Origin of the sequence: Streptomyces sp. NPDC058685 (genome assembly GCF_042714725.1) — a bacterium.
In the GTDB taxonomy this organism is placed as follows: Bacteria; Actinomycetota; Actinomycetes; order Streptomycetales; family Streptomycetaceae; genus Streptomyces.
The window spans coordinates 194,968-215,483 of sequence record NZ_JBHXSL010000006.1; the positions used below are offsets into that span (position 1 = coordinate 194,968).

Here is a 20,516-nt window from a genome sequence, read left to right on the forward strand (position 1 = left end):
CCTGTTCGCCGCCGACCCCGAGGAGTCGAGCCCGGAGGGCCCCGGACCCGACGCCCGACAAGCCCCCGGGCCCCCAGCGCCCGCGCGGCGCCCCAGACGGGCCGGACCGCGGCGCACCCCCCCCCGCCCCCCCCCCCCGCACCCCACGACGAGGCGCCCACCGTTTGGCGGGGGCCCGCCTCTTCGTCGTGGTTCTTCGTCGTGGTTCTTCGTCGTGATTCTTCGTCGGGTCAGCCGAGCAGGCCGCCGATCACGCGTCCGCCGCTCGAACCGCCGCCGGATCCGCCCGACGAGCCTCCGGAAGTCCCGCCGGAGGAACCGCCGCCGCCGTCACCTCCGCCGCCGCCGGAGCCGTCGCCGCTGCCGCCGCTGGAGCCGGGGCCCGAGCTGCTGGACGGGGGTTCCTCGGCCGGCTCGGAGCGGCCGGGCTGTTCCTGGCTGTTTCCCTGTGTCTGGCTGGGGCGTTCGGCGACACGTCCGCTCTCGCGGACGGCCTCCTCCGAGGGCGTCGACTTCTCCTGCTCGGGGGTCTGGGCGCGGCTCGCGGACGGGGTGGGCCGGTCGGCGTCGCCGGACGGGCCGGAGGAGCTGCGTCCGCTGGTCGGTTCCTGCTCCAGCGGGGAGCCGGGGCGGTGGTTGGTCGGGTCCTGATTGGGGCCGGGGACGGTGACCATGTCGGTGGAGCGGACGGCTCCGCCGAGTACCGAGCCGATGAGCAGGGTGAGGCCGACGACGACGGAGGCGACGATCGCTCCCCGGCGCAGCACACGCTGGCGCAGTTCCCACAGTTCGGAGCGGGGGCCGAGCTTGCGCCAGGCCTCGCCCGCGAGGCGTCCGTCGATGGAGTACACCGGGGCGCCCGCGATGATCAGCGGGGACCAGGCGGCGAGGTAGATGATGTCCGGCGCGTCGTAGGCGGGGACGGTCTTCCAGCTGACGGTGAGGATCAGCGCGGCCGACAGGAGTGCGCCGATCACCGCGGCGACGCGTTGCCAGAGGCCGAGCACGGTGAGGACGCCGACGACGACCTGGAGGAAGGCGACGGTGAGGCCCGCGCCGACGGGGTGCGAGAGGGCGAAGTCCCGCAGGGGTTCGGCAAGGGCCCACGGGTGAAGGGAGTTGAGCCACTTCACCATGGAGCCGCGTTCGCCGCCGTCGAAGTAGACGGGGTCGCACAGTTTGCCCATGCCGGCGTAGATGGAGATGAAGCCGAGGAACACGCGGAGCGGCAGCAGGACCACTCCGAGATTCATCCGGCGGCCGGGGTAGTAGGCGTGCCGGACGGTTTCGGCGCCGGGGCGCTGCGGGCGGTCGTCGTCGCCGTTCTCGGTGAGATCGAACTCGTCGTCCTCGTACGGCTCCTGGCCGTAGGAGTGGTACGAGTCGTAGGCGCCGACCGCCTGCCGCATGGGCGGCAGGAGGGGCCGGTCGCCGCCGCCGGGGGCCGGGACGACGGGGGTCGGCTCGGTGTCCTCGGCGAGATCGAGGCGGGGGATGGTCTGCGTGGCGCCGGTGTCGTAGCGGTCGCTGCCGTAGCGGTCGCTGTCGTAGGCGTCGCGCTCGGCGGTGGTGTTGCGTACGGCCTGGAGCAGGCCGGTGGCGCCGACGTCCCCGGGCGCCGACTTCCCGCTCCAGACGACGGGCGCCCGCCTGCGCACCACCCGGCCGGCCGCGCCGACGACGGGACTGAGGGCGGTCTGCGCAAGGCCACGTGCGGGGCGCGGGCTCTGGGCGAGCTGCACCCGGAAGCTGGCGTGGTTCACGATGACCTGCGCGGGATCGCAGTCAACCTTGACCATGCTCAGCGCAGGCTGATCATCGAACCCGGGCCGGGGCGTTCTGGTGTCCACACTCATCTAACCGAGTGATGTGGACTTAGGACACTGCCGTGACGGGCCCTATCTGTCCGAGACCCGTCAAGGCTGGTGAATTGGCCGGTTAACGCGTCGGAAGCGCGGAAATGCGGTGTCAGGCGCGGCGCTTGGCGGCCTCGTAGAGGACGACACCGGCGGCGACACCGGCGTTGAGCGATTCGGCGCCACCGGGCATCGGGATGCGGACGAGGAAGTCGCAGGTCTCGCCGACGAGACGGGACAGGCCCTTGCCCTCGCTGCCGACGACGATGACGAGCGGGCCGCCGAGTTCCGCGAGGTCGCCGACCTCGCGGTCCCCGTCGGCGGCGAGGCCGACGACGGTGAGTCCGGCCTTCTGGTACGACTCCAGGGCGCGGGTGAGGTTGGTGGCGCGGGCGACGGGGGTGCGGGCCGCGGTGCCGGCGGAGGTCTTCCAGGCACCGGCGGTCATGCCGGCGGCGCGGCGCTCGGGGACGACGACGCCGTGACCGCCGAAGGCGGCGACGGAGCGGACGACGGCGCCGAGGTTGCGCGGGTCGGTGACACCGTCGAGGGCGACGATGAGCGGGTCCTCGCCGTCGTCGAAGGCGGCGGCCGCGAGGTCCTCGGGGTGCGCGTACTCGTAGGGCGGGACCTGGAGGACGAGGCCCTGGTGGTTGAGCCCGTTGGTCATGCGGTCGAGTTCGGGCCGCGGGGCTTCCATGATGTTGATGTTGCCGCGGCCGGTGGCGAGCTGGAGGGCCTCGCGTACGCGCTCGTCGTTGTCGATGTACTGCTGGACGTAGAGCGTGGAGGCGGGGACGCCGTCGCGCAGGGCCTCGAAGACGGGGTTGCGGCCGACGACCATCTCGGAGGTGCCCTTGCCGCCGCGGCGGGCGACGGGGCGCCGGCCGACGGCCTTCTTGGCCTGGGCGGTGGCGATGCGGTTCTTCTTGTGGCCCTTGCGGGCGGAGGCGGGCGGGGTGGGGCCCTTGCCTTCGAGGCCGCGGCGTCGCTGGCCACCGCTGCCGACCTGCGCGCCCTTCTTGTTGGACGTGCGGCGGTTCCTGCGCTGGCTGTTCCCGGCCATGACTACCTGTTTCCCTGTTTCTTCAAGTCTGCGTGCGTGCGTATGTAAGAAAGTGTGCCGCCCGGCGGGCCGGGCGGCACATCTGCGTGGGTGCTCAACGGGGGCCGAGGGTCCACCGTGGCCCGTCGGGACCGTCTTCGATGACGAGTCCGGACTGGGTGAGCTGGTCGCGGATGGCGTCGGCGGTGCCCCAGTCCTTGCGGGACCGCGCCGCTTCGCGCTGCTGGAGCACGAGGCGTACGAGGGTGTCGACGGCGCCGTGGAGGTCTTCGCCGCGGTCGGTCTCGCCGGCCCAGTGCGGGTCGAGCGGGTCCAGGCCGAGGACGCCGAGCATGGCGCGGACCTCGGCGAGGCGGGCGACGGCGGCTTCCTTGTCGTCGGCCGCCAGTGCGGAGTTCCCCTGGCGGACGGTGGTGTGGACGATGGCGAGGGCCTGGGGCACACCCAGGTCGTCGTCCATGGCCTCGGCGAACGCGGGCGGCACCCGGTCCGCGGGCGGTACGGCCTCACCGGCCTTCTCGGTGACGCGCTGCACGAAGCCCTCGATGCGGGCGAAGGCGGACTCCGCCTCGCGCAGTGCCTCCTCGCTGTACTCGATCATGGACCGGTAGTGCGGGGTGCCGAGGTAGTAGCGCAGGACGATCGGCCGCCAGCGCTTGACCATCTCGGAGACGAGGACCGAGTTGCCGAGCGACTTGGACATCTTCTCGCCGGCCATGGTGACCCAGGCGTTGTGCACCCAGTACATGGCGAACTCGTCCCCGTAGGCCTTGGCCTGCGCGATCTCGTTGTCGTGGTGCGGGAAGATCAGGTCGAGTCCGCCGCCGTGGATGTCGAAGGCGGTGCCGAGGTACTTGTGCGCCATGGCGGAGCACTCGAGGTGCCAGCCGGGACGGCCGCGGCCCCACGGGGTCTCCCAGCTGGGCTCGCCGGGCTTGGCGGACTTCCACATGGCGAAATCGCGGGGGTCGCGCTTGCCGGTCTCGCCGTCGGCGGAGGGCTGGCGGAGGTCGTCGAGGTCCTGGTTGGACAGTTCGAGGTAACCGGGGAAGGACTTCACGTCGAAGTAGACGTTGCCCTCGGCCTCGTAGGCGTGGCCGCGCTCGATGAGGCCGCGCATCATCTCGACCATCTCGGTGATGTGGCCGGTGGCGCGCGGCTCGTACGTGGGCGGCAGGCAGGCGAGGGCGGTGTAGCCGTCGTTGAAGGCGCGCTCGTTCTCGTAACCGATGGACCACCAGGGGCGGTTCTGCTCGGACGACTTGGTGATGATCTTGTCGTCGATGTCGGTCACGTTGCGGATGAAGGTGACGTCGTAGCCGCGGTACTCGAACCAGCGGCGCATGATGTCGAAGTTCAGTCCCGACCTGATGTGCCCGATGTGCGGGGCGGCCTGCACGGTCGCGCCACAGAGGTAGATCGAGACACAGCCCGGCGTGAGCGGGGAGAAGTCACGGATCTGCCGGGCGCTGGTGTCGTACAGGCGAATGGTCACGCAACAAGGGTAGTGGGCCCACGGCAGTGCCCCGCGACCCTTTCGGGCCGCGGGGACAACTTCGTGACGTTTGTACGACGTGTTGTACGAGGCATTGCCCAGGGCCCTGTGCGACGCCTTGCCGGGGGCACTGCCCGATGCCGGGCCGGAGTGGGCCGTGGCCGGGCCGGAGTGGGCCGTGGCCGGGCGGTTCACCCGTACCGGCGACGCCCGGGGAAGCCGACGGGCCCGGGGGCGGCGCGGTTCACGGGGACGCGGGCTCCCGGGTCCGGTAGACCAGCGCCGTGGCGATGGCGGCGAGCCCTTCGGCCCGGCCGGTGAGGCCGAGGCCGTCGGTGGTCGTGCCGGAGACGGAGACCGGGGCGCCGACCGCGGCGCCGAGCGCCTTCTGGGCCTCGTCCCGGCGCTTGCCGATCTTGGGCCGTACGCCGATGACCTGGATGGCCACGTTCCCGATCTCGAATCCCTCGGCCCGCACGATCCGGGCCGCCTCGGTGAGGAGGGTGACACCCGAGGCGCCGGACCACTCGGGCCGGGAGGTGCCGAAGTGGGCACCGAGGTCTCCGACGCCGGCGGCGGAGAAGAGGGCGTCGCAGGCGGCGTGGGCGGCGACGTCGCCGTCGGAGTGTCCGGCGAGCCCGTGACCGCCGTCGGGGCCGTCCCACAGCAGGCCGGCGCACCACAGCTCACGGCCCTCTTCGAAGGCGTGGACGTCGGTGCCGATGCCGATGAGGGGCACGGGCGGGTGGCTAGAAGCCGTCATTGGCCCTCCTGCGGGCGAGTACGGCCTCGGCGAGGACGAGGTCCAGGGGACGGGTCACCTTGAAGGCCTCTTCGTGTCCGGGGACGACGACGACCGGGCCGCCGAGCCGCTCGACCATACCGGCGCAGTCGGTGGCGCCCTCTCCGTCCGGCCGGACGATGTGGTGGGCGCGGACGAGGGTGTCCCGGTCGAAGCCCTGCGGGGTCTGCACGGCACGCAGCCGGGCCCGCTCGGGGGTGGCGACGACCGGTTCGGGTTCGCCCTTCTCGGCGGGTTCGACTTCCTTGACGGTGTCCGCGAGCGGGAGGGCGGGCACGACGGCCGGCGCCCCGTCGCGTACGGCCTCGATGACGCCGTCGACGGTGTCGACGGGCACGAGGGGCCGCGCCGCGTCGTGGACGAGGACGATGCCGATGTCCTCGGGCAGGGCGTCGAGGCCGAGCCGTACGGATTCCTGGCGGGTGTCGCCGCCTGCGACGACGAGGACCTCGGTCCGGTCGGACATCGCGTGTTCGGCGAGGACGCTCTTCACGCCGGCGACGTCGTCGGGCGGGGCGACGACCACGACGAGGGACACGGCGCGGGATGCGGCCATGGCCAGTACGGCGTGGACGAGCATGGGCGTGCCGCTCAGCGTGCGGAGCGCTTTGGGAGCGCCGGGGCCGAGCCGTACGCCCTTGCCGGCGGCCGGGATCACCGCTGCGGTACGGGACGGACGCGTTTGGTCAGACATCGGTTGCACTCCGGCAGGTTTGTTTCCTCGGCCGACATGGGTATGGCCTGGGGGTACCCCCGACCGTAGGTTGGGGGAGTGCCGGGCGCGACGCCTTGACCGGACCCTTCCGTGACCATCGGTCTGCGCCAGCCGCCCGGGCCCGGCACACCACAGGGTGGGGTACCGCTGTGAACGCGAGACGAACATGCCGCAGCGCCCGGCGACAGAACTGTAGTCACAGCTTGTCAGCGGGCACCGCGGCACTATGTGGATAGCAGCTTTGCATCCGGCGCAGCTGCGTCAGGACGCGAGGACCTCGTCGAGCAGAGCCTCGGCCTTGTCTTCGTTCGTGTTCTCCGCGAGCGCGAGCTCGCTCACCAGGATCTGGCGAGCCTTGGCGAGCATCCGCTTCTCACCTGCGGAAAGACCACGCTCACGCTCACGACGCCACAGGTCGCGCACTACTTCGGCGACCTTGATGACATCGCCGGAGGCGAGCTTCTCGAGATTTGCCTTGTAGCGACGGGACCAGTTCGTCGGCTCTTCGGCGTACGGCGCGCGCAGCACCTCGAAGACCCGGTCCAGCCCGTCCTGCCCGACCACATCGCGCACCCCGACGAACTCCGCATTGTCCGCCGGCACACGCACCGTCAGGTCGCCCTGGGCGACCTTGAGCACCAAGTAGGTCTTGTCCACGCCTTTGATCTGGCGAGTTTCGATGGCCTCGATCAGCGCGGCCCCGTGATGGGGATAGACCACGGTGTCGCCAACCTTGAACGTCATGTGACAGGTACCCCTTCCGTGGCTATCCAGGGTAACACGGATACGGCTTCTTCTGAATGGCGTTTTCGCAGGTCAGGGCATATCTCGGGGCTTGACAACTGCAACGTGGACGTGCTGCGAGCGGTCTGCGGAACGAGGTATTCGCAGGTCGGAGCGGCTGCACAGACGGACGGAAACGCACACGTCACACACCGCGCAAGGCCCCCGCACGTGGCCGAACGTCCCGATTTGCCGGGTTTCCAGTGGTGAACTTCCTGTACTCCGTTCGGCGGTCGGTCACCCGTACGGACGGATGCGGCCGGGAATCCGGAATTGATCACCGGAGCTATTCGCGGGGAATGCGGATGCGCAGGAAAATTGATCATCGCGGATATGTGAACAGCGTTCGAATGCGCCTGATCGGAAGTGCTCCGGCGGGGTCTGCGCCGGCACCCGGGGCGGCGCGTCGCGGGTGTAGGGGCGGGTCGGGTGCGGGGCGGGAGCGGTGGCTCGGTAATCTGTCGGCGAACTGACGCGGCCCCGGCCGGTATTGCGCCGGTTCGACCTTCCCCGAGGCCCCCGGGCGCCGGGGGCCCGTCCGTAGCCAGTCCGAACGTTCAAGGAGATGCCGCCGCCGTGAGCCTCCCCCAAACTCCGTCCGGGGGCGCCCGCCTTCGACGCGGCGCCCTCGCCGTCACCGCCGTCGCGTTCTCCGTCCTCGCGCTCGGCGCCTGCAGCGCGGGCCAGAACGCGCAGACGCTCGGTGTCAGGCCCGACAACGCCGAGGTCTCGGTCGACGCGATCAAGATCCAGAACGCGGTGGTGATCACCCAGCCGCAGAGCGACACCGACGGTCCCGCGACCTTCTCCGCGACGATCTTCAACGACGACACCGAGCCGCAGACGATCGACGCGGTCACGCTGCCGGGCGTCAACGGCACCGTGAAGCTGACCCCGGCCCAGGGCACGGGCCCGGTCACCGTCCCGGCCCAGGGCTCGATCATCGTCGGCGGCAAGGGCAACGCCTCCGCCGTCCTCGAGAACGGCCGTGAGCTGACGAAGAACATCGGCGGGGTGCAGGACGTCGTCGTCCGCTTCAGCGAGACCGGCGATGTGAAGCTCGAGGCGTTCGTGCACCCGGCCGCGGGCTACTACCAGGGCTTCGGCCCGAGCGTCCTGCCGAAGCCGCCGGTGCAGACTCCCGCGGAGCCGTCGAAGAGCCCGGGCGCGCCGGAGGGCGAGCACGGGAGCGAGCCGTCGGACGCCGCCTCGGAGCAGGCGGAGGGCGAGGCCGGAGCGTCGGGCGAGCCGGGCAACGGCGAGTCGGGCGAGCCGGGGACTCCCTCGGACTCCTCCTCGGCCTCGACCGAGGGCGATGCGGAGCACTGACAGCGGACGTGAGGGCGCCCCGCCGGGATTCCGGCGGGGCGCCCTCATGTCGTGACCCCGGGAACGGCCGTCCGGAGGGGAATCCTTCCGGCCGGGCCGGCCTACGGCTCGAACTTGTAGCCGAGGCCCCGGACCGTCACCAGGTAGCGCGGGGCACCCGGGTCCGGCTCGATCTTGGCGCGCAGACGCTTGACGTGGACGTCCAGCGTCTTGGTGTCGCCGACGTAGTCCGCGCCCCACACCCGGTCGATCAGCTGCATACGGGTCAGCACACGGCCCGCGTTGCGCAGCAGCATCTCCAGCAGGTCGAACTCCTTCAGCGGGAGGTCGACCTTGCCACCGGAGACGGTGACGACGTGGCGGTCCACGTCCATGCGGACCGGGCCGGCCTCCAGCGCTGCCGGGGTGACCTCCTCCGGCTCGCCGCGGCGGCGCAGCACCGCACGGATGCGGGCGACGAGCTCCCGCGAGGAGAAGGGCTTGGTGACGTAGTCGTCGGCTCCTATTTCGAGACCGACGACCTTGTCGATCTCACTGTCCTTGGCGGTCACCATGATGACCGGGACGTTGGAGCGGCCGCGCAGCTGACGGCACACCTCGGTGCCCGGCAGTCCGGGCAGCATCAGGTCGAGCAGGACGAGGTCGGCGCCGTTGCGCTCGAACTCGTCGAGCCCCTCGGGGCCCGTGGTCGCGATGGCGACCTCGAAGCCCTCCTTGCGGAGCATGTAGGACAGGGCGTCGCTGAATGATTCCTCATCCTCGACGACGAGCACTCGGGTCACGGAAGGACCTCCGGGGCAGGGATCACGGTGTTCTGGTCAGAGGGTTCGCTGTCGAAGGGCCGGTCGTCGTCCTCGTCGACGCGATCCGGTCCGGCGGATGAACGGTCCCGCACGGCGCCCGCTTCCGGTAGCCGCAGGGTGAACGTGGAGCCTTGTCCCTCGGAGCTCCACACGGTGACCTCCCCGCCGTGCGAGGCGGCCACGTGTTTGACGATGGCCAGCCCGAGGCCGGTGCCTCCGGTGGCCCGGGACCGGGCGGGGTCGACGCGGTAGAAGCGTTCGAAGACCCTTTCGCGGTCCTTCTCGGAGATCCCGATGCCCTGGTCGGTGACGGCGATCTCGATGAGGTCGCCGCCGGGCGCGGTGATGCGGCGGGCGGAGATACCGACGCGGGTGCGGGCCGGGGAGTAGTTGACGGCGTTCTCGACGAGATTGCCGAGTGCGGCGGCGAGCTGGCCCCGGTTGCCCCAGATGTGCAGGTCGGAGGTGACTCCCTCGCCGCCGGGAGCGGTGGTCCCGCCGACGGCCATGGTGATCTGCTTGGTGGACGCGGGGTGCCGGGAGCGGTCGATGGCCTCGGCGACCAGTTCGTCCACGCGTACGGGCTCGGCGTCCTCCAGCGGGTCGTCGTTCTGCACCCGGGAGAGGTCGATGAGCTCCTGTACGAGGTTGGTGAGCCGGGTCGCCTCGATCTGCATGCGGCCGGCGAAGCGGGTGACCGCCTCGGGGTCGTCGGAGGCGTCCATGACCGCCTCGGAGAGCAGGGAGAGCGCGCCGACGGGGGTCTTGAGCTCGTGGCTGACGTTGGCGACGAAGTCGCGTCGTACCGCTTCGATACGGCGTGCCTCGGTGAGGTCCTCCACCAGCAGGAGGACGAGACGGGAGCCGAGCGGTGCGACGCGGGCGGAGACGGCGAGGGCTTCGCCGCGGCCGGTGCCGCGGCGGGGCAGGTCCAGTTCGACCTGCCGTATCTCACCGTCGCGCCGGGTGTCGCGTGCCATGTGCAGCATCGGCTCGACCGCGAGCTTGCCGCCGCGGACCAGGCCGAGGGCGTACGCGGCGGAGCTGGCCTTGACCACGGCGTCGCTCTCGTCGAGGACGACCGCGGAGGAGCGGAGTACGGAAAGGACCGTGTCGACGCCGGGCGGCAGCGCGGCGTCGGTGTGCAGAGAGGTGCGGGTGGGTCTCGCCTGGTCGCGTTCGCTCCAGCGGAACGCCAGCATGGCGATGACGCCGGTGCACAACCCGGCGATCGCTGCCGCTGCGGCAACCGCCGCGTTCACGTCCATGCCTCCAGGTTAGGCGTGGTCACGAGCATGCTCCCAGCCAAACGGGTGGCACCTCGAACACTCGTCGCTCAGAGTTCACCGAGGGGATGGGGCCGGTTCACTTCCGAGGGTGGAGCCGGACGCGTTCCGGACAGAACGTGGGAGCGTGGGGGTCCGAGACACCCCCGTACCACTCAGGACCCCGGTCGGATTGAAAGAGGGACATCCCATGCGGGACGCGTACCACGAGGAACTGGACTCGATCGGCGAGGGCCTGGTCGAGATGGCCCGGCTGGTCGGGTCGGCGATCGGGCGCGCCACGACGGCGATGCTCGACGCCGATCTGAAGCTCGCCGAGAGTGTGATCGCCGCCGACCAGAAGGTCGACGACCTCCAGCACGACCTGGAGGCTCGGGCGATCGCGCTGCTGGCGCGGCAGCAGCCCGTCGCCACGGATCTGCGGATCGTGGTGACCTCCCTGCGGATGAGCGCCGACCTGGAGCGCTCGGGCGACCTGGCCCAGCACGTGGCCAAGCTGGCCCGGCTGCGTTTCCCGGAGACCGCGGTGCCGCAGGACCTGCAGGCGACCATCCTGGAGATGGGTCAGCTGGCGCAGCGCCTGATGGCGAAGGCGGCCGAGGTCATCATCACCAAGGACGTCGACCTGGCGCTTCAGCTGGAGACGGACGACGACGAGATGGACCTGCTGCACCGCACGCTGTTCCAGCACCTGATCGACGACCGCTGGAAGCACGGCATCGAGACGGCGGTGGACGTGACGCTGCTCGGCCGCTACTACGAGCGCTTCGCGGACCACGCGGTTTCGGTGGCGAAGCGTGTCGTGTACCTGGTCACGGGCGAGCACGCGGACGAGCTCCAGCAGCCGACGCAGGTCGACGGCGCGTAGTCGCCGGGGGCGATTGTGCCTCCGCGCGCTGTTGATGCGCCTGCCCCGGGGGGAATGACATGGGCAGAGGCGGCACATCTCGTACGCCCTTGAGGAGGGACCCATGGCCGAATCCCCCACGACCGACCCTCAGCAGGAATCGTCCGGCGGGCAGACCGACGTGACGTTCCTGCCCGTTCTCGGTGCCTGTGGCTGCGGCTCGGGCTGCGGCTGCGGCTGCCAGTCGGGGGCACCGTGCCAGTGCGGAGGCTGCTGCGGCTAGCGGCGGCGACAGCGAACAAGGGCCCCGTCCGGTTCCGGACGGGGCCCTTCTCTGTCCACCTGCGCCTGTGCGCCTCGGCGTGCGTGACCGTACGCCGAGGCGCGTCGTGCGTCGGATCAGGTGCGGTACGCGTAGTACGCCGAGTTCGGGTACGAGGCGATGATGCTCGCGACCGACCTGCGGTACGTGTTGTTGGAGTGGTAGGTCAGGTACGGCACGCCCTTCGAGCTGCGGTACGAGACGACCATGGTGTGGTCCTTGGACCCGTCCTTGTCGAAGTCCATCTGCATCACGTCACCCAGATCCATCTGGTAGACGTTCGCCAGGCTGGTGACCCGCTTGGAGGACAGGGCGAACCACGAGAACTCGTTCACGCCGACCCACGAGTCCGACTGGCGCGTGGTGTTGGAGAACCACTTCTTGTAGTCGGTGGACGTCCCGGGGACGTCCTTCCACCCACCGGCCCGCAGGGCCTGGCTGACGAAGTTCGTGCAGTCGCCGCCGGCCGAGTGGTAGTTGGGGTAGGCGGTGTTGTAGTTGGTCCAGTACTTCTCCGCGTACGCGGCCATGGCCTTGTAGTTGTACGTACCGGAGTTGAGGGCTTTCGGCTTGGCCGGCGCGGGCCGCGTGATGGCGGCGCGCGTGGCCACGGGCATGCCGCCGTCGCGCGCGGTCACCCCGGTGCGCGGCTGGGCGGGCTGGTTCACCGCGATGTAGCCGTCATCGGTGTCGCGGATGCCGGTCAGCTGCCAGTTGCCCTGCCGGTCGGCGGCGAAGGTGAGTTCGTGGCGGGCCTGGAAACCGGTGGTGCCCGGCTCGTCGCCACGGATCTTCTGGTACGTCAGCGTCGTGGTCTCGGTGACGTCGACGGTGGCGTGACGTCCCCGCGTCCGCGCCTTGTCGAGGGTGACGCTGGTCTTGGCCGAGGTGTACCGCTCACCGAGGGTGGCGAGGCGGGACTTGCGGCTGCGGAGCGAGGAGAGCGCGGAGTCCTCCTTGTCCTCCAGCGACTCGGACAGCCGTACGTCGCCGGAGAAGCCGGACGTCAGCGGCGACTTGCCCGGGTTCTGCTTGCGGTCCACGAGGGCGTCCGTGCGGTCGGTGAAGACCGCGTCCGCCAGCCGCTGGAAGGTGGCCCTGGTCTGCGGGTCCACCGCCACCTTGTCGGCACTGGCCGCGCCGGCACTCCAGTTGGGCAGCATGGCCGCACCGGCGACAACCGAGGCGACGGCTGCCGTCAATATGGTCGCGCGGCGGCGCGTGCGGCTCAATTTCCTTGATTTCACTGAGTTCCCCTCCCACCCGGACGCCTGCCGGGGCAGGGCATCTTCGCATGCCCGGTGTGCGGGGTGTGAAGGGGGTTGCCCAAGAGATGGCGGGATCGTTGCGCGCCTAGTGTTCTGCCCGTGACCGGCCCGCTGGAACGCCCCCTCCTCTTCCTCGATGTCGACGGCCCGCTCATCCCCTTCGGAGCGTCACCGGGCCGCTCTTCCGGACCGCCTGCTTCCGCTTTCGGTGCGCCCGCCGATCCGGGAAACCCGCTGCTGGGACGCCTCGATCCCTCGGTAGGGCCTCGTCTGACCGCGCTGGGCTGCGAGTTGGTCTGGGCGACGACGTGGCTGGACGACGCGAACGAGGTCGTCGCTCCACGGCTCGGCCTGCCGCCCCTGCCGGTGGTGAGGTGGCCGGATGCCGTTCCCGAGGGGCCACGGGGCCTGCACTGGAAGACGCGCACCGTCGTCGAGTGGGCGGGCGGCCGCCCGTTCGTCCGGGTCGACGACGAGATCGGCGCGATGGACCGCCTGTGGGTCGCGGCCGAGCACCGAGGGGCGGCGCTGCTGCACCGCGTGGACGCGAGCGTGGGGCTGACGGACGGGGATTTCAGGGTGCTCGCGGACTGGCTCGGTACGGCGGTGCCGGACGGGCCGCAGGGTACGGACGGGCCCTGACCAGGGGTGTCATGATGATCGCCATCGGCGGGTTCGTCCGTGCACGTGGGCGCGGGACGCACCTCGGCCCGCCGGACCGGCACCGACGACCGCCCCTGGAGGGCATGTGGACGACCAGGCGCACCAGGACGCCGCGAGCCCCGAGGTGCAGGCGCGCATCCGGGCCAGTTTCGAGAGCCAGGGCCTGATGGGCCACCTCGGCGCCCGCCTCGCGCACATCGCACCGGGCCGCGTCCACATCACCCTCCCCCACCGGCCCGAGGTCACCCAGCAGAACGGCTACTTCCACGCGGGAGCCACCAGCGCCATCGCCGACAGCGCGGGCGGCTACGCGGCGTTCACCCTCTTTCCCGAGGACACCTCGGTGCTCTCCGTCGAATACAAGATCAATCTCCTGGCGCCCGCGCTGGGCGCCCACATCGAGGCGATCGGCACGGTCCTGAAGTCCGGACGCACCCTCACCGTCTGCCGACTGGAGGTGTTCGGCGTCCGCGGCGACGAACGGTCGCTCGTGGCCACCGGCCAGCAGACACTGATCCGCGTCGAGGCACGGCCGGAACAGTGAACTCCCGGGCCGGTTCGGCTGCTTGACGGGGGCAGCCCGTCGACGGGCTCAGCCGTGCAGCGTGGGCCGGTAGACGAGTTCCTGGATGTGGCCGTCGAGCGTCCGCTGTTCGATGAGTTCCAGGTCGAAGTCGGCCGCCCCCTGGAAGATCGGGTCCAGCCCGGTCCGGCCGGTGATCACCGGGTAGAGCGTCACCTGGACGCGGTCGACCAGACCGGCGGCCATCAGCGCCCGGTTCATCGACAGGCTGCCGTGCGAGCGCAGCGGTACGTCGGACTCCTCCTTGAGCCGGGCGACGACATCGACGGCGTCACCGCTCACGACCTTCGCCTCCGGCCAGTCCAGGGGGCCGTCCAGCGTGTTCGACACCACCGTCGCCGGCAGGCTCCTCATCCGCGTGACCCAGGGGTCGCGGACCTCGGACTCCTCGGTGCTCGACGCCAGCATCTGCGCGAACAGCCGGTAGGTGTTGGCCCCGAAGACCATCCGCTGCTCCCCGCCGTACAGGGAAAGCCGGTGATCGAGGAGCTCGGGGCCCTGTTTGCCCCAGTAGCCGGTCCAGTCGCCGCCGGCGGCACCGAAGCCGTCGAGGCTGGAGAAGACGTCGAACGTGTAGGTGGCGGTCATGGTGCTCTCCTGGTGTGCGGTCGGTCGCGTCCTGGAGATACAGACTGGCCATGACAGCGGGACTCATCGCGCATCCAGGGGCCCGCGCCGCGAAAACGCCCCCGATCCGCGCCGTGTGCGCAGGTCGGGGGCGTGATCGTGCAGATCTACTTCTTCTTGCCCTGATTCTTGACCGCCTCGATCGCCGCCGCCGCAGCGTCCGGGTCGAGGTAGGTGCCGCCCGGGTTGAGGGGCTTGAAGTCGGCGTCGAGCTCGTACACCAGCGGGATGCCCGTCGGGATGTTGAGGCCCGCGATGTCCTCGTCCGAGATGCCGTCGAGGTGCTTGACCAGCGCGCGCAGGGAGTTGCCGTGCGCGGCGACCAGGACCGTGCGGCCCGTCAGCAGGTCCGGGACGATGCCGTCGTACCAGTACGGCAGCATGCGGACCACGACGTCCTTGAGGCACTCCGTGCGCGGGCGCAGCTCCGGCGGGATCGTGGCATAGCGCGCGTCGTCGCTCTGGGAGAACTCCGTGCCGTCCTCGAGCGGCGGCGGCGGGGTGTCGTAGGAGCGGCGCCACAGCATGAACTGCTCCTCGCCGAACTCCGCGAGGGTCTGCGCCTTGTCCTTGCCCTGAAGCGCACCGTAGTGACGCTCGTTCAGCCGCCACGAGCGGCGGACCGGGATCCACAGGCGGTCGGCGGAGTCCAGCGCCAGCTGGGCGGTGCGGATCGCCCGCTTCTGCAGCGAGGTGTGCAGTACGTCGGGCAGCAGGCCGGCGTCCTTGAGCAGCTCACCGCCGCGGACCGCCTCCTTCTCGCCCTTCTCGGTGAGATTGACGTCCACCCAGCCGGTGAACAGGTTCTTCGCGTTCCATTCGCTCTCGCCGTGGCGGAGGAGGATCAGCTTGTACGGTGCTTCGGCCATGTGTCCGAGCCTAATGGAAGCCCTCCGGGCGGACAGCTCGCGTCCACGGTTGACGGCTGACGTCAATTGAGTGGCGGCCGGGACCCCGCGCTAAGTAACTTGCGGATACCAGCGAAGCCACTTACACGCCTGCCGAGGCCCCGGGGGAGACACATGTCCACAGCCGCACTGCGCAGAGCCGTACGCGAAAGCGTCTCGGGGCTCCCCCCGGCGTTCTGGTGGCTGTGGACGAGCACGCTGGTGAACCGGCTCGGGGCGTTCGTCGCCACCTTCATGGCCTTGTACCTGACGCTGGAGGAGGGCTACTCCGCCTCGTACGCCGGGCTCGTCGTCGCTCTGCACGGTCTCGGCGGTGTCATCTCCTCCCTCGGCGGCGGTGTGATGGCCGACCGGCTGGGGCGCCGGCCCACCCTGCTGATCGCGCAGAGCTCGACGGCCGTGTCCGTGGCCGTGCTCGGATTCGTCCAGCACCCGGTGGCGATCGCGGCCGTCGCCTTCGTGGTCGGCATGGCGTCGAACGCCTCCCGCCCCGCCGTGCAGGCGATGATGGCCGACATCGTCCGGCCGCAGGACCGTGTGCGGGCGTTCTCGCTCAACTACTGGGCCATCAACCTCGGCTTCGCCGTCTCCTCCGTCGCCGCCGGATTCATCGCCGAGTACAGCTATCTCGCGGGCTTCCTCGGCGAGGCCGTGATGACCCTCATCTGCGCCGTCGTCGTCTTCGTGAAGCTGCCGGAGTCGCGGCCCGAGCGGTCGGCCGAGGAGTCCGCCACGGGCGCCGCGGAGCCGCGGATCGGGCTCGGGACCGTGCTGCGCGACGGACGGTTCATGGGCGTCGTCGGGTTGTCGTTCCTCGTCTCGCTGGTCTTCATGCAGGGCTACATGGGCCTGCCGCTCGCGATGGGCGCCGACGGCTTCTCCGCCTCCGACTTCGGCGCGGCCATCGCGATCAACGGTGTGCTGATCGTGGTGATGCAGATCCCGGTCACCCGCTACATCGAGCACCGCGACCCGCGCCGTCTGCTGATCGTCTCCTCGCTGCTCGCGGGGTACGGCTTCGGGCTCACCGCCTTCGCCGGGTCCATCGCCGTCTACGCGCTGACCGTCTGCGTGTGGACGCTGGCCGAGATCGTCAACGCCCCCACGCAGACCGGGCTGGTCGTCCGGCTCTCCCCGCTGCACGGCCGGGGCCGCTACCAGGGGATGTACACGATGTCCTGGTCCGTCGCCGCGCTGATCGCCCCGCTGCTGGCCGGTTTCGTCATCGACCACTACGGCGCCGAGCTGCTGTGGGGGATGTGCGCGGCGCTGGGGACGGTGGCCGGACTTGGGTACTGGCTGCTGATGCGCAGCCTGCCGGACGAGGAACCGGCCGGGGCGGACGTCCCCGCACCGGTCACGCCGATCGAACCGGTCGCACCCGTCGTGCCGGTCACGCCTGTCACGCCGGTCACGCCCGTGCCGCCCGTGACTCTCGCGGACAGCGGCGCGGCGGAGAAGGCCGGCGCCTGACCGAGTGCCGCCGATCGCCGGCCGCGGACCGCGCGCCGGCGACGCGTCCGCGCTTCAGCGGTCCGCCTGCGCCCGCGACGCCGTGTCCGTCTCCTCCGTCACCCGCGTCCCCGGGTGCAGCAGCGAGCACACGAACGCGATGGCGAGCGCGATGGCCATGCCGTAGAACACGTACTGGTTGGCCTCGGCGAAGTCCATCCGGATGGCGTTCATCGAGTCGCGCATCGCCGTCGCGAGCGGTCCGTCACCGGTCGGTGTCTTCGCGTCCGGGTTGCCGGTGACCGCCTCGGCGACATTACGGGCCGCGTCCCGTGCGGGGCCGTCCGGTACGCCCTTGGCCTGGAGCGTCTCCATGACCTTGTCGGTGGTGACATGGGTGAGGATCGTGCCGAAGACCGCCATGCCCACCGCCGCCGCGAAGTTGCGCACGGTCTGGGTGATGCCGGTGACCTCGCCGTACGAGGCGTTGATCGACCGGTTGACGGCGTCCGTCGAGGCGGGAGCGAGCAGAAAGCCGATGCCCGCGCCGGCGAGCGCGGCGTACAGCCACTGGTCGTGCATCGAAAGGTTCGTCAGTTCGCCCGCCCACAGCCAGAATCCGACGGCGCCGAGCGCGGTGCCCAGTTTCATCGCGGGCCGCGCACCGCGTTTGTCGAGGATGCGGCCGCCCCACTGGGAGGCGATGCCGAAGCCGATGAAGAAGTAGAGAAGGAACAGCGCGGCCTGGTTCGGCGAGGCGCTGAGCGAGACCTGTGCGTACACCGAGGCGAAGAAGAACACCGGGACGAAGGCGAGCATCGCGAAGAAGAGGACGGCCGAGTCGACGCTGAACGCCTTGTCGCGGAAGACCTGGAGCTTGATGAGCGGTTCCTCGACGCGGAGTTCGTACGCGCAGAACACGACCAGCACGGCGAGGCCGCCGATGATGCAGGCCCAGGTGGCGACGCTGCCCCAGCCCCACGCGGACGCCTGCTGAAGGCCGAGCACGCTCAGCCCCATGCCGGCGGCGACGAGGACGGCGCCGGGCACGTCGAGGCGCTCGGGGCGCTTCTGGTTGGGGATACGGGCGTACGCCGTGAGGGCGAGGGCGATGATCGCGACGGGCACGTTGACCCAGAAGATCGCGCGCCACGTCCAGTCGGTGAGCCAGCCGCCGAGAAGCGGGCCGAGCGCGGTCAGCGCACCGGACAGACCGAAGAACAGCGCGAGGGCGCGGCCGCGCTTCTCCACCGGGAAGACCGCGACGACGACGGCGAGCGCGGCGGGCAACATCAGGGCGGCGCCCAGGCCCTGGGTGGCCCGGAAGATGATGAGCCAGCTCTGGGCGAAGCTGTCGTTGGGGACGCAGCCGCAGAGCACGGAGGAGATGACGAAGACCAGGGTGCCGATCACCATCATCCGGCGGTGGCCGAGGATGTCGGCGAGCCGGCCGCCGAGGGCGAAGAACGCGGCCAGGGACAGCAGATAGGCGTTGACGACCCACTGCACACCCGAGGTGGAGAGGTCGAGTTCGTCCACGATGCTCGGGGCGGCGATCGCCACGATGGTCTGGTCGATGAACGTCATCGACACGGCGAACAGCATCGCCGCGAGGGCAACGGTCTGGTTGGGCCCGGCGACGCCGGAAGCGGTCGTCCCGGGCGCAGAACTCCCCGTTTTGTCGCTCATGGTGGGATTCTCCCCCTCCCCGGGGTGTCCCGCACGCCCGGGGAGAGGGAGGGAACAGGGGTGCCTACGGACGCAGAGCGCGCTGCGCCTGATGCAGATTCCGCGGCTGCACGCCACCCGGGGCGCCGTATGCCTCCAGCCGTGAGTGCAGTTCTCCGGTGAAGTCGGGTACGTCCGTCTGGTCGAACTCGCGGACCGTGGAGATGGCGACGGTCGCGCTGTAGGGGGCGATTTGGTCGATCTTGATCAGTCCGGCGCGTTCATTGGTGACGGTGACGTTCCAGTGGGCGAACCGGGCGCCGTAGAGCGGGCCCGCGCTGGCGTCGCCGCCGTGCCGGCCGTCGTTGTTCACCGTGATCTCAGTGCGGACGTTGGCGAACGGCATCCCGCGGTGGGTGTCGAAGGTGCCCATGTCCATCCGGCCGCGCGACCAGACGTTGTAGCTGGAGAGCCCCTCGACGTTGATGCCGTGCAACTGGGTGCCGGCCGGGGCCGGGACCGTGCGCGGGGCGATGGTGAAGTCCTCGATGAGGTTGTCGTGCGAGCCCTCGCGGCAGAAGTACGGGTGGTGGGAGCCGCGGCCCTCGACCCGGGTACGACGCAGGGTGCAGGCGGACGCGGCGACCAGGCCGAACCCGTTGTCCGCGTGACGGATCGTGATGTCGTCGGCCCAGCAGTCGTACGCGCACTGGAAGGTGACGCCGTTGTAGCCCTTGTCGAGCAGATGCGGGGACTGCGGGGTCTCCACCGCCTCCAGGGTGAGCCCCTCGACACCCGAGTCGGTGAGCGGCGTGACCGGTGTGACGAGCCGGGGGTCCCACTCCGGGCGCAGATCGAGCGGCAGGGGGCGCTCGAACGTGACCCTGTTCCGCTTGACCGCGGTGATGCGGACCGGCCACTCGTACGGGACGTAGCTGGTCAGCTTGGTCTTGTCGTCCCAGAAGTACGCCTCGGGACCGGGGCCGTCGCCGGCCATGTGCTCCAGCAGCGTGTGCTGGGCGTCGTCCGCGATGCGCAGCAGGACGAGCTGGCCGCGGCGCAGTCTGCGGGTGTCGGGGACGGTCACGGTCCAGTCGCCGCGCTTGGCGGCGCGGACGGTGGCGAGGGTGCGCCACTCGTCGCGCTGGTTGCCGGTCCAGCCCTCGAAGGGCCAGTTCTTGGTCTTGATCGCATCGACGAGGCTGTCCCAACGCCCGCCCGGGCAGAGCCAGATGAGCCCGCCCGCCCAGGACCAGGAGGACTTGTCGCCGCCGTAGCGACTGCCGTACGGGCCGATGAGCTCGGTGAGGTTCTTGGTGGCGAGCAGCTTGGTGCGGGTGCTGCCGGCGCCCTTGAGGACGACGTTGCTGTGGCCGATGCGGATGACGTCGTCGATGCGGTAGGTGCCGGCCGGTATGCGGACGGTGCCGCCACCGCGCTTGCCGACGGCGGCGAGGGCGCGGTTGATGGCGGGGGCGGCGTCGGCGGAACCGTCGGGCCGTGCGCCGAAGTCGAGGACGTCGACGGTCCGGCCGGGCGCGTCGTGCCGGGGCGCGTGGTGGTCACCGCGGTGGCGGCCGGCGCGGCCGATGTAGGGGATCTGGGGGTGGTTGAAGGGGTTGCGGCGGTACTCGTGCCAGAGGGGGGAGGGGGTGGGGGCGGCCGGCCCTGGGTGGGGGGCGGCGTGTGCGGCGCCGCCGAGGAGGGTGCCGCTGGTGGCACAGGCTGCTACGACGGCGGTGGCACTGCCGAGCAGAGTGCGTCTGCTGATGGGGCGCTGACCGGTCTCCATGAGCTCGCCTTCCACGGATGTGAACAACGTTCATGTGGGTGTTGGCGGCGAGCATGCCATGGGGGTGCGGGGTGCGGGAAGGGGGTGGGCGGGGGGTGTTGGTCGGGGCGGGTGCTGTGCGGCCCGGGGGCTCGGGTCCTTGTTCCGCGTCGGGTCCGGGTGCGGCCCGGGGGCGTCGGGTCCTTGTCCCGCGGCGGGTCCGGGGGCCCTCCGGGCTCGACTCCTCGGGGTCGGCGGCGTACAGGTCCCCG

At 70.7% G+C, this 20,516-nt stretch carries 18 protein-coding genes; 5 read left to right on the forward strand and 13 right to left on the reverse strand.

From position 1 onward, the window contains the following. Positions 1-230 precede the first annotated feature (230 nt). The 6 genes from ACFWU3_RS08010 to ACFWU3_RS08035 form a co-directional block, all read right to left on the reverse strand. Positions 231-1,799: a DoxX family protein gene (locus ACFWU3_RS08010; protein ID WP_384432842.1), complete on the reverse strand. Its 1,569-nt coding sequence runs from the start codon at positions 1,797-1,799 to the stop codon at positions 231-233. A gap of 169 nt (positions 1,800-1,968) precedes the next feature. Beyond that, entirely contained in the window at positions 1,969-2,922 is a 954-nt protein-coding gene (gene rlmB / locus ACFWU3_RS08015; protein WP_384432845.1) for a 23S rRNA (guanosine(2251)-2'-O)-methyltransferase RlmB, read from the reverse strand. Between the two features lie 94 nt (positions 2,923-3,016). Then, positions 3,017-4,417, reverse strand: coding sequence for a cysteine--tRNA ligase (cysS, locus tag ACFWU3_RS08020; protein WP_384432848.1), 1,401 nt, complete (start codon positions 4,415-4,417; stop codon positions 3,017-3,019). Between the two features lie 244 nt (positions 4,418-4,661). Next, on the reverse strand, positions 4,662-5,180 hold the full coding sequence (gene ispF / locus ACFWU3_RS08025) for a 2-C-methyl-D-erythritol 2,4-cyclodiphosphate synthase (protein ID WP_384432851.1): 519 nt from the start codon (positions 5,178-5,180) through the stop codon (positions 4,662-4,664). After that, entirely contained in the window at positions 5,167-5,913 is a 747-nt protein-coding gene (gene ispD, locus ACFWU3_RS08030) for a 2-C-methyl-D-erythritol 4-phosphate cytidylyltransferase (RefSeq protein ID WP_384432854.1), read from the reverse strand. Before ispD ends, ispF begins: the two co-directional genes overlap by 14 nt. A gap of 282 nt (positions 5,914-6,195) precedes the next feature. Beyond that, positions 6,196-6,678: a CarD family transcriptional regulator gene (locus tag ACFWU3_RS08035; protein ID WP_003953493.1), complete on the reverse strand. Its 483-nt coding sequence runs from the start codon at positions 6,676-6,678 to the stop codon at positions 6,196-6,198. A gap of 615 nt (positions 6,679-7,293) precedes the next feature. Between ACFWU3_RS08035 and ACFWU3_RS08040 the strand changes: the two genes are divergently transcribed. Beyond that, positions 7,294-8,046, forward strand: coding sequence for a DUF461 domain-containing protein (locus ACFWU3_RS08040; protein ID WP_384432857.1), 753 nt, complete (start codon positions 7,294-7,296; stop codon positions 8,044-8,046). A gap of 101 nt (positions 8,047-8,147) precedes the next feature. On the opposite strand, the gene ACFWU3_RS08045 is transcribed toward ACFWU3_RS08040, so the two are convergent. Then, the gene (locus ACFWU3_RS08045; protein WP_142217884.1) at positions 8,148-8,828 is read right to left on the reverse strand and encodes a response regulator transcription factor; all 681 of its coding nucleotides are present in this window, start codon (positions 8,826-8,828) and stop codon (positions 8,148-8,150) included. Beyond that, complete coding sequence (locus ACFWU3_RS08050; RefSeq protein ID WP_384432860.1) at positions 8,825-10,117, reverse strand: sensor histidine kinase; 1,293 nt, start codon at positions 10,115-10,117, stop codon at positions 8,825-8,827. The genes ACFWU3_RS08045 and ACFWU3_RS08050 overlap by 4 nt, the downstream gene beginning before the upstream one ends. 208 nt (positions 10,118-10,325) lie before the next feature. Here ACFWU3_RS08050 and phoU point away from each other — a divergent pair, with 208 nt between their 5' ends. Then, positions 10,326-11,003, forward strand: a complete 678-nt coding sequence (gene phoU, locus ACFWU3_RS08055; protein ID WP_313945580.1) for a phosphate signaling complex protein PhoU — start codon at positions 10,326-10,328, stop codon at positions 11,001-11,003. A 378-nt stretch (positions 11,004-11,381) separates the two neighbouring features. Here phoU and ACFWU3_RS08060 read toward each other — a convergent pair whose 3' ends face one another. Next, positions 11,382-12,551, reverse strand: a complete 1,170-nt coding sequence (locus ACFWU3_RS08060) for an amidase domain-containing protein (protein WP_384432864.1) — start codon at positions 12,549-12,551, stop codon at positions 11,382-11,384. Between the two features lie 120 nt (positions 12,552-12,671). Between ACFWU3_RS08060 and ACFWU3_RS08065 the strand changes: the two genes are divergently transcribed. Next, entirely contained in the window at positions 12,672-13,214 is a 543-nt protein-coding gene (locus ACFWU3_RS08065) for an HAD domain-containing protein (protein WP_384432867.1), read from the forward strand. Between the two features lie 187 nt (positions 13,215-13,401). Then, positions 13,402-13,779: a PaaI family thioesterase gene (locus ACFWU3_RS08070; protein ID WP_384433078.1), complete on the forward strand. Its 378-nt coding sequence runs from the start codon at positions 13,402-13,404 to the stop codon at positions 13,777-13,779. A gap of 48 nt (positions 13,780-13,827) precedes the next feature. Here the strand turns inward: ACFWU3_RS08070 and ACFWU3_RS08075 are convergent, their stop codons facing one another. Together ACFWU3_RS08075 and ACFWU3_RS08080 are read right to left on the reverse strand one after the other, a co-directional pair. Then, the gene (locus ACFWU3_RS08075; RefSeq protein ID WP_384432870.1) at positions 13,828-14,406 is read right to left on the reverse strand and encodes a dihydrofolate reductase family protein; all 579 of its coding nucleotides are present in this window, start codon (positions 14,404-14,406) and stop codon (positions 13,828-13,830) included. Positions 14,407-14,552: 146 nt separating this feature from the next. After that, the gene (locus tag ACFWU3_RS08080; protein ID WP_327682840.1) at positions 14,553-15,314 is read right to left on the reverse strand and encodes a phosphoglyceromutase; all 762 of its coding nucleotides are present in this window, start codon (positions 15,312-15,314) and stop codon (positions 14,553-14,555) included. Between the two features lie 153 nt (positions 15,315-15,467). Here ACFWU3_RS08080 and ACFWU3_RS08085 point away from each other — a divergent pair, with 153 nt between their 5' ends. After that, a complete protein-coding gene (locus ACFWU3_RS08085; RefSeq protein WP_384432873.1) occupies positions 15,468-16,826 on the forward strand; it encodes an MDR family MFS transporter in 1,359 nt (452 codons plus the stop codon). Between the two features lie 54 nt (positions 16,827-16,880). Here the strand turns inward: ACFWU3_RS08085 and ACFWU3_RS08090 are convergent, their stop codons facing one another. Continuing rightward, positions 16,881-18,494: an MFS transporter gene (locus ACFWU3_RS08090; RefSeq protein ID WP_384432876.1), complete on the reverse strand. Its 1,614-nt coding sequence runs from the start codon at positions 18,492-18,494 to the stop codon at positions 16,881-16,883. Positions 18,495-18,558: 64 nt separating this feature from the next. Beyond that, positions 18,559-20,265, reverse strand: coding sequence for a glycosyl hydrolase family 28-related protein (locus ACFWU3_RS08095; protein ID WP_384432879.1), 1,707 nt, complete (start codon positions 20,263-20,265; stop codon positions 18,559-18,561). Positions 20,266-20,516: the final 251 nt, after the last annotated feature.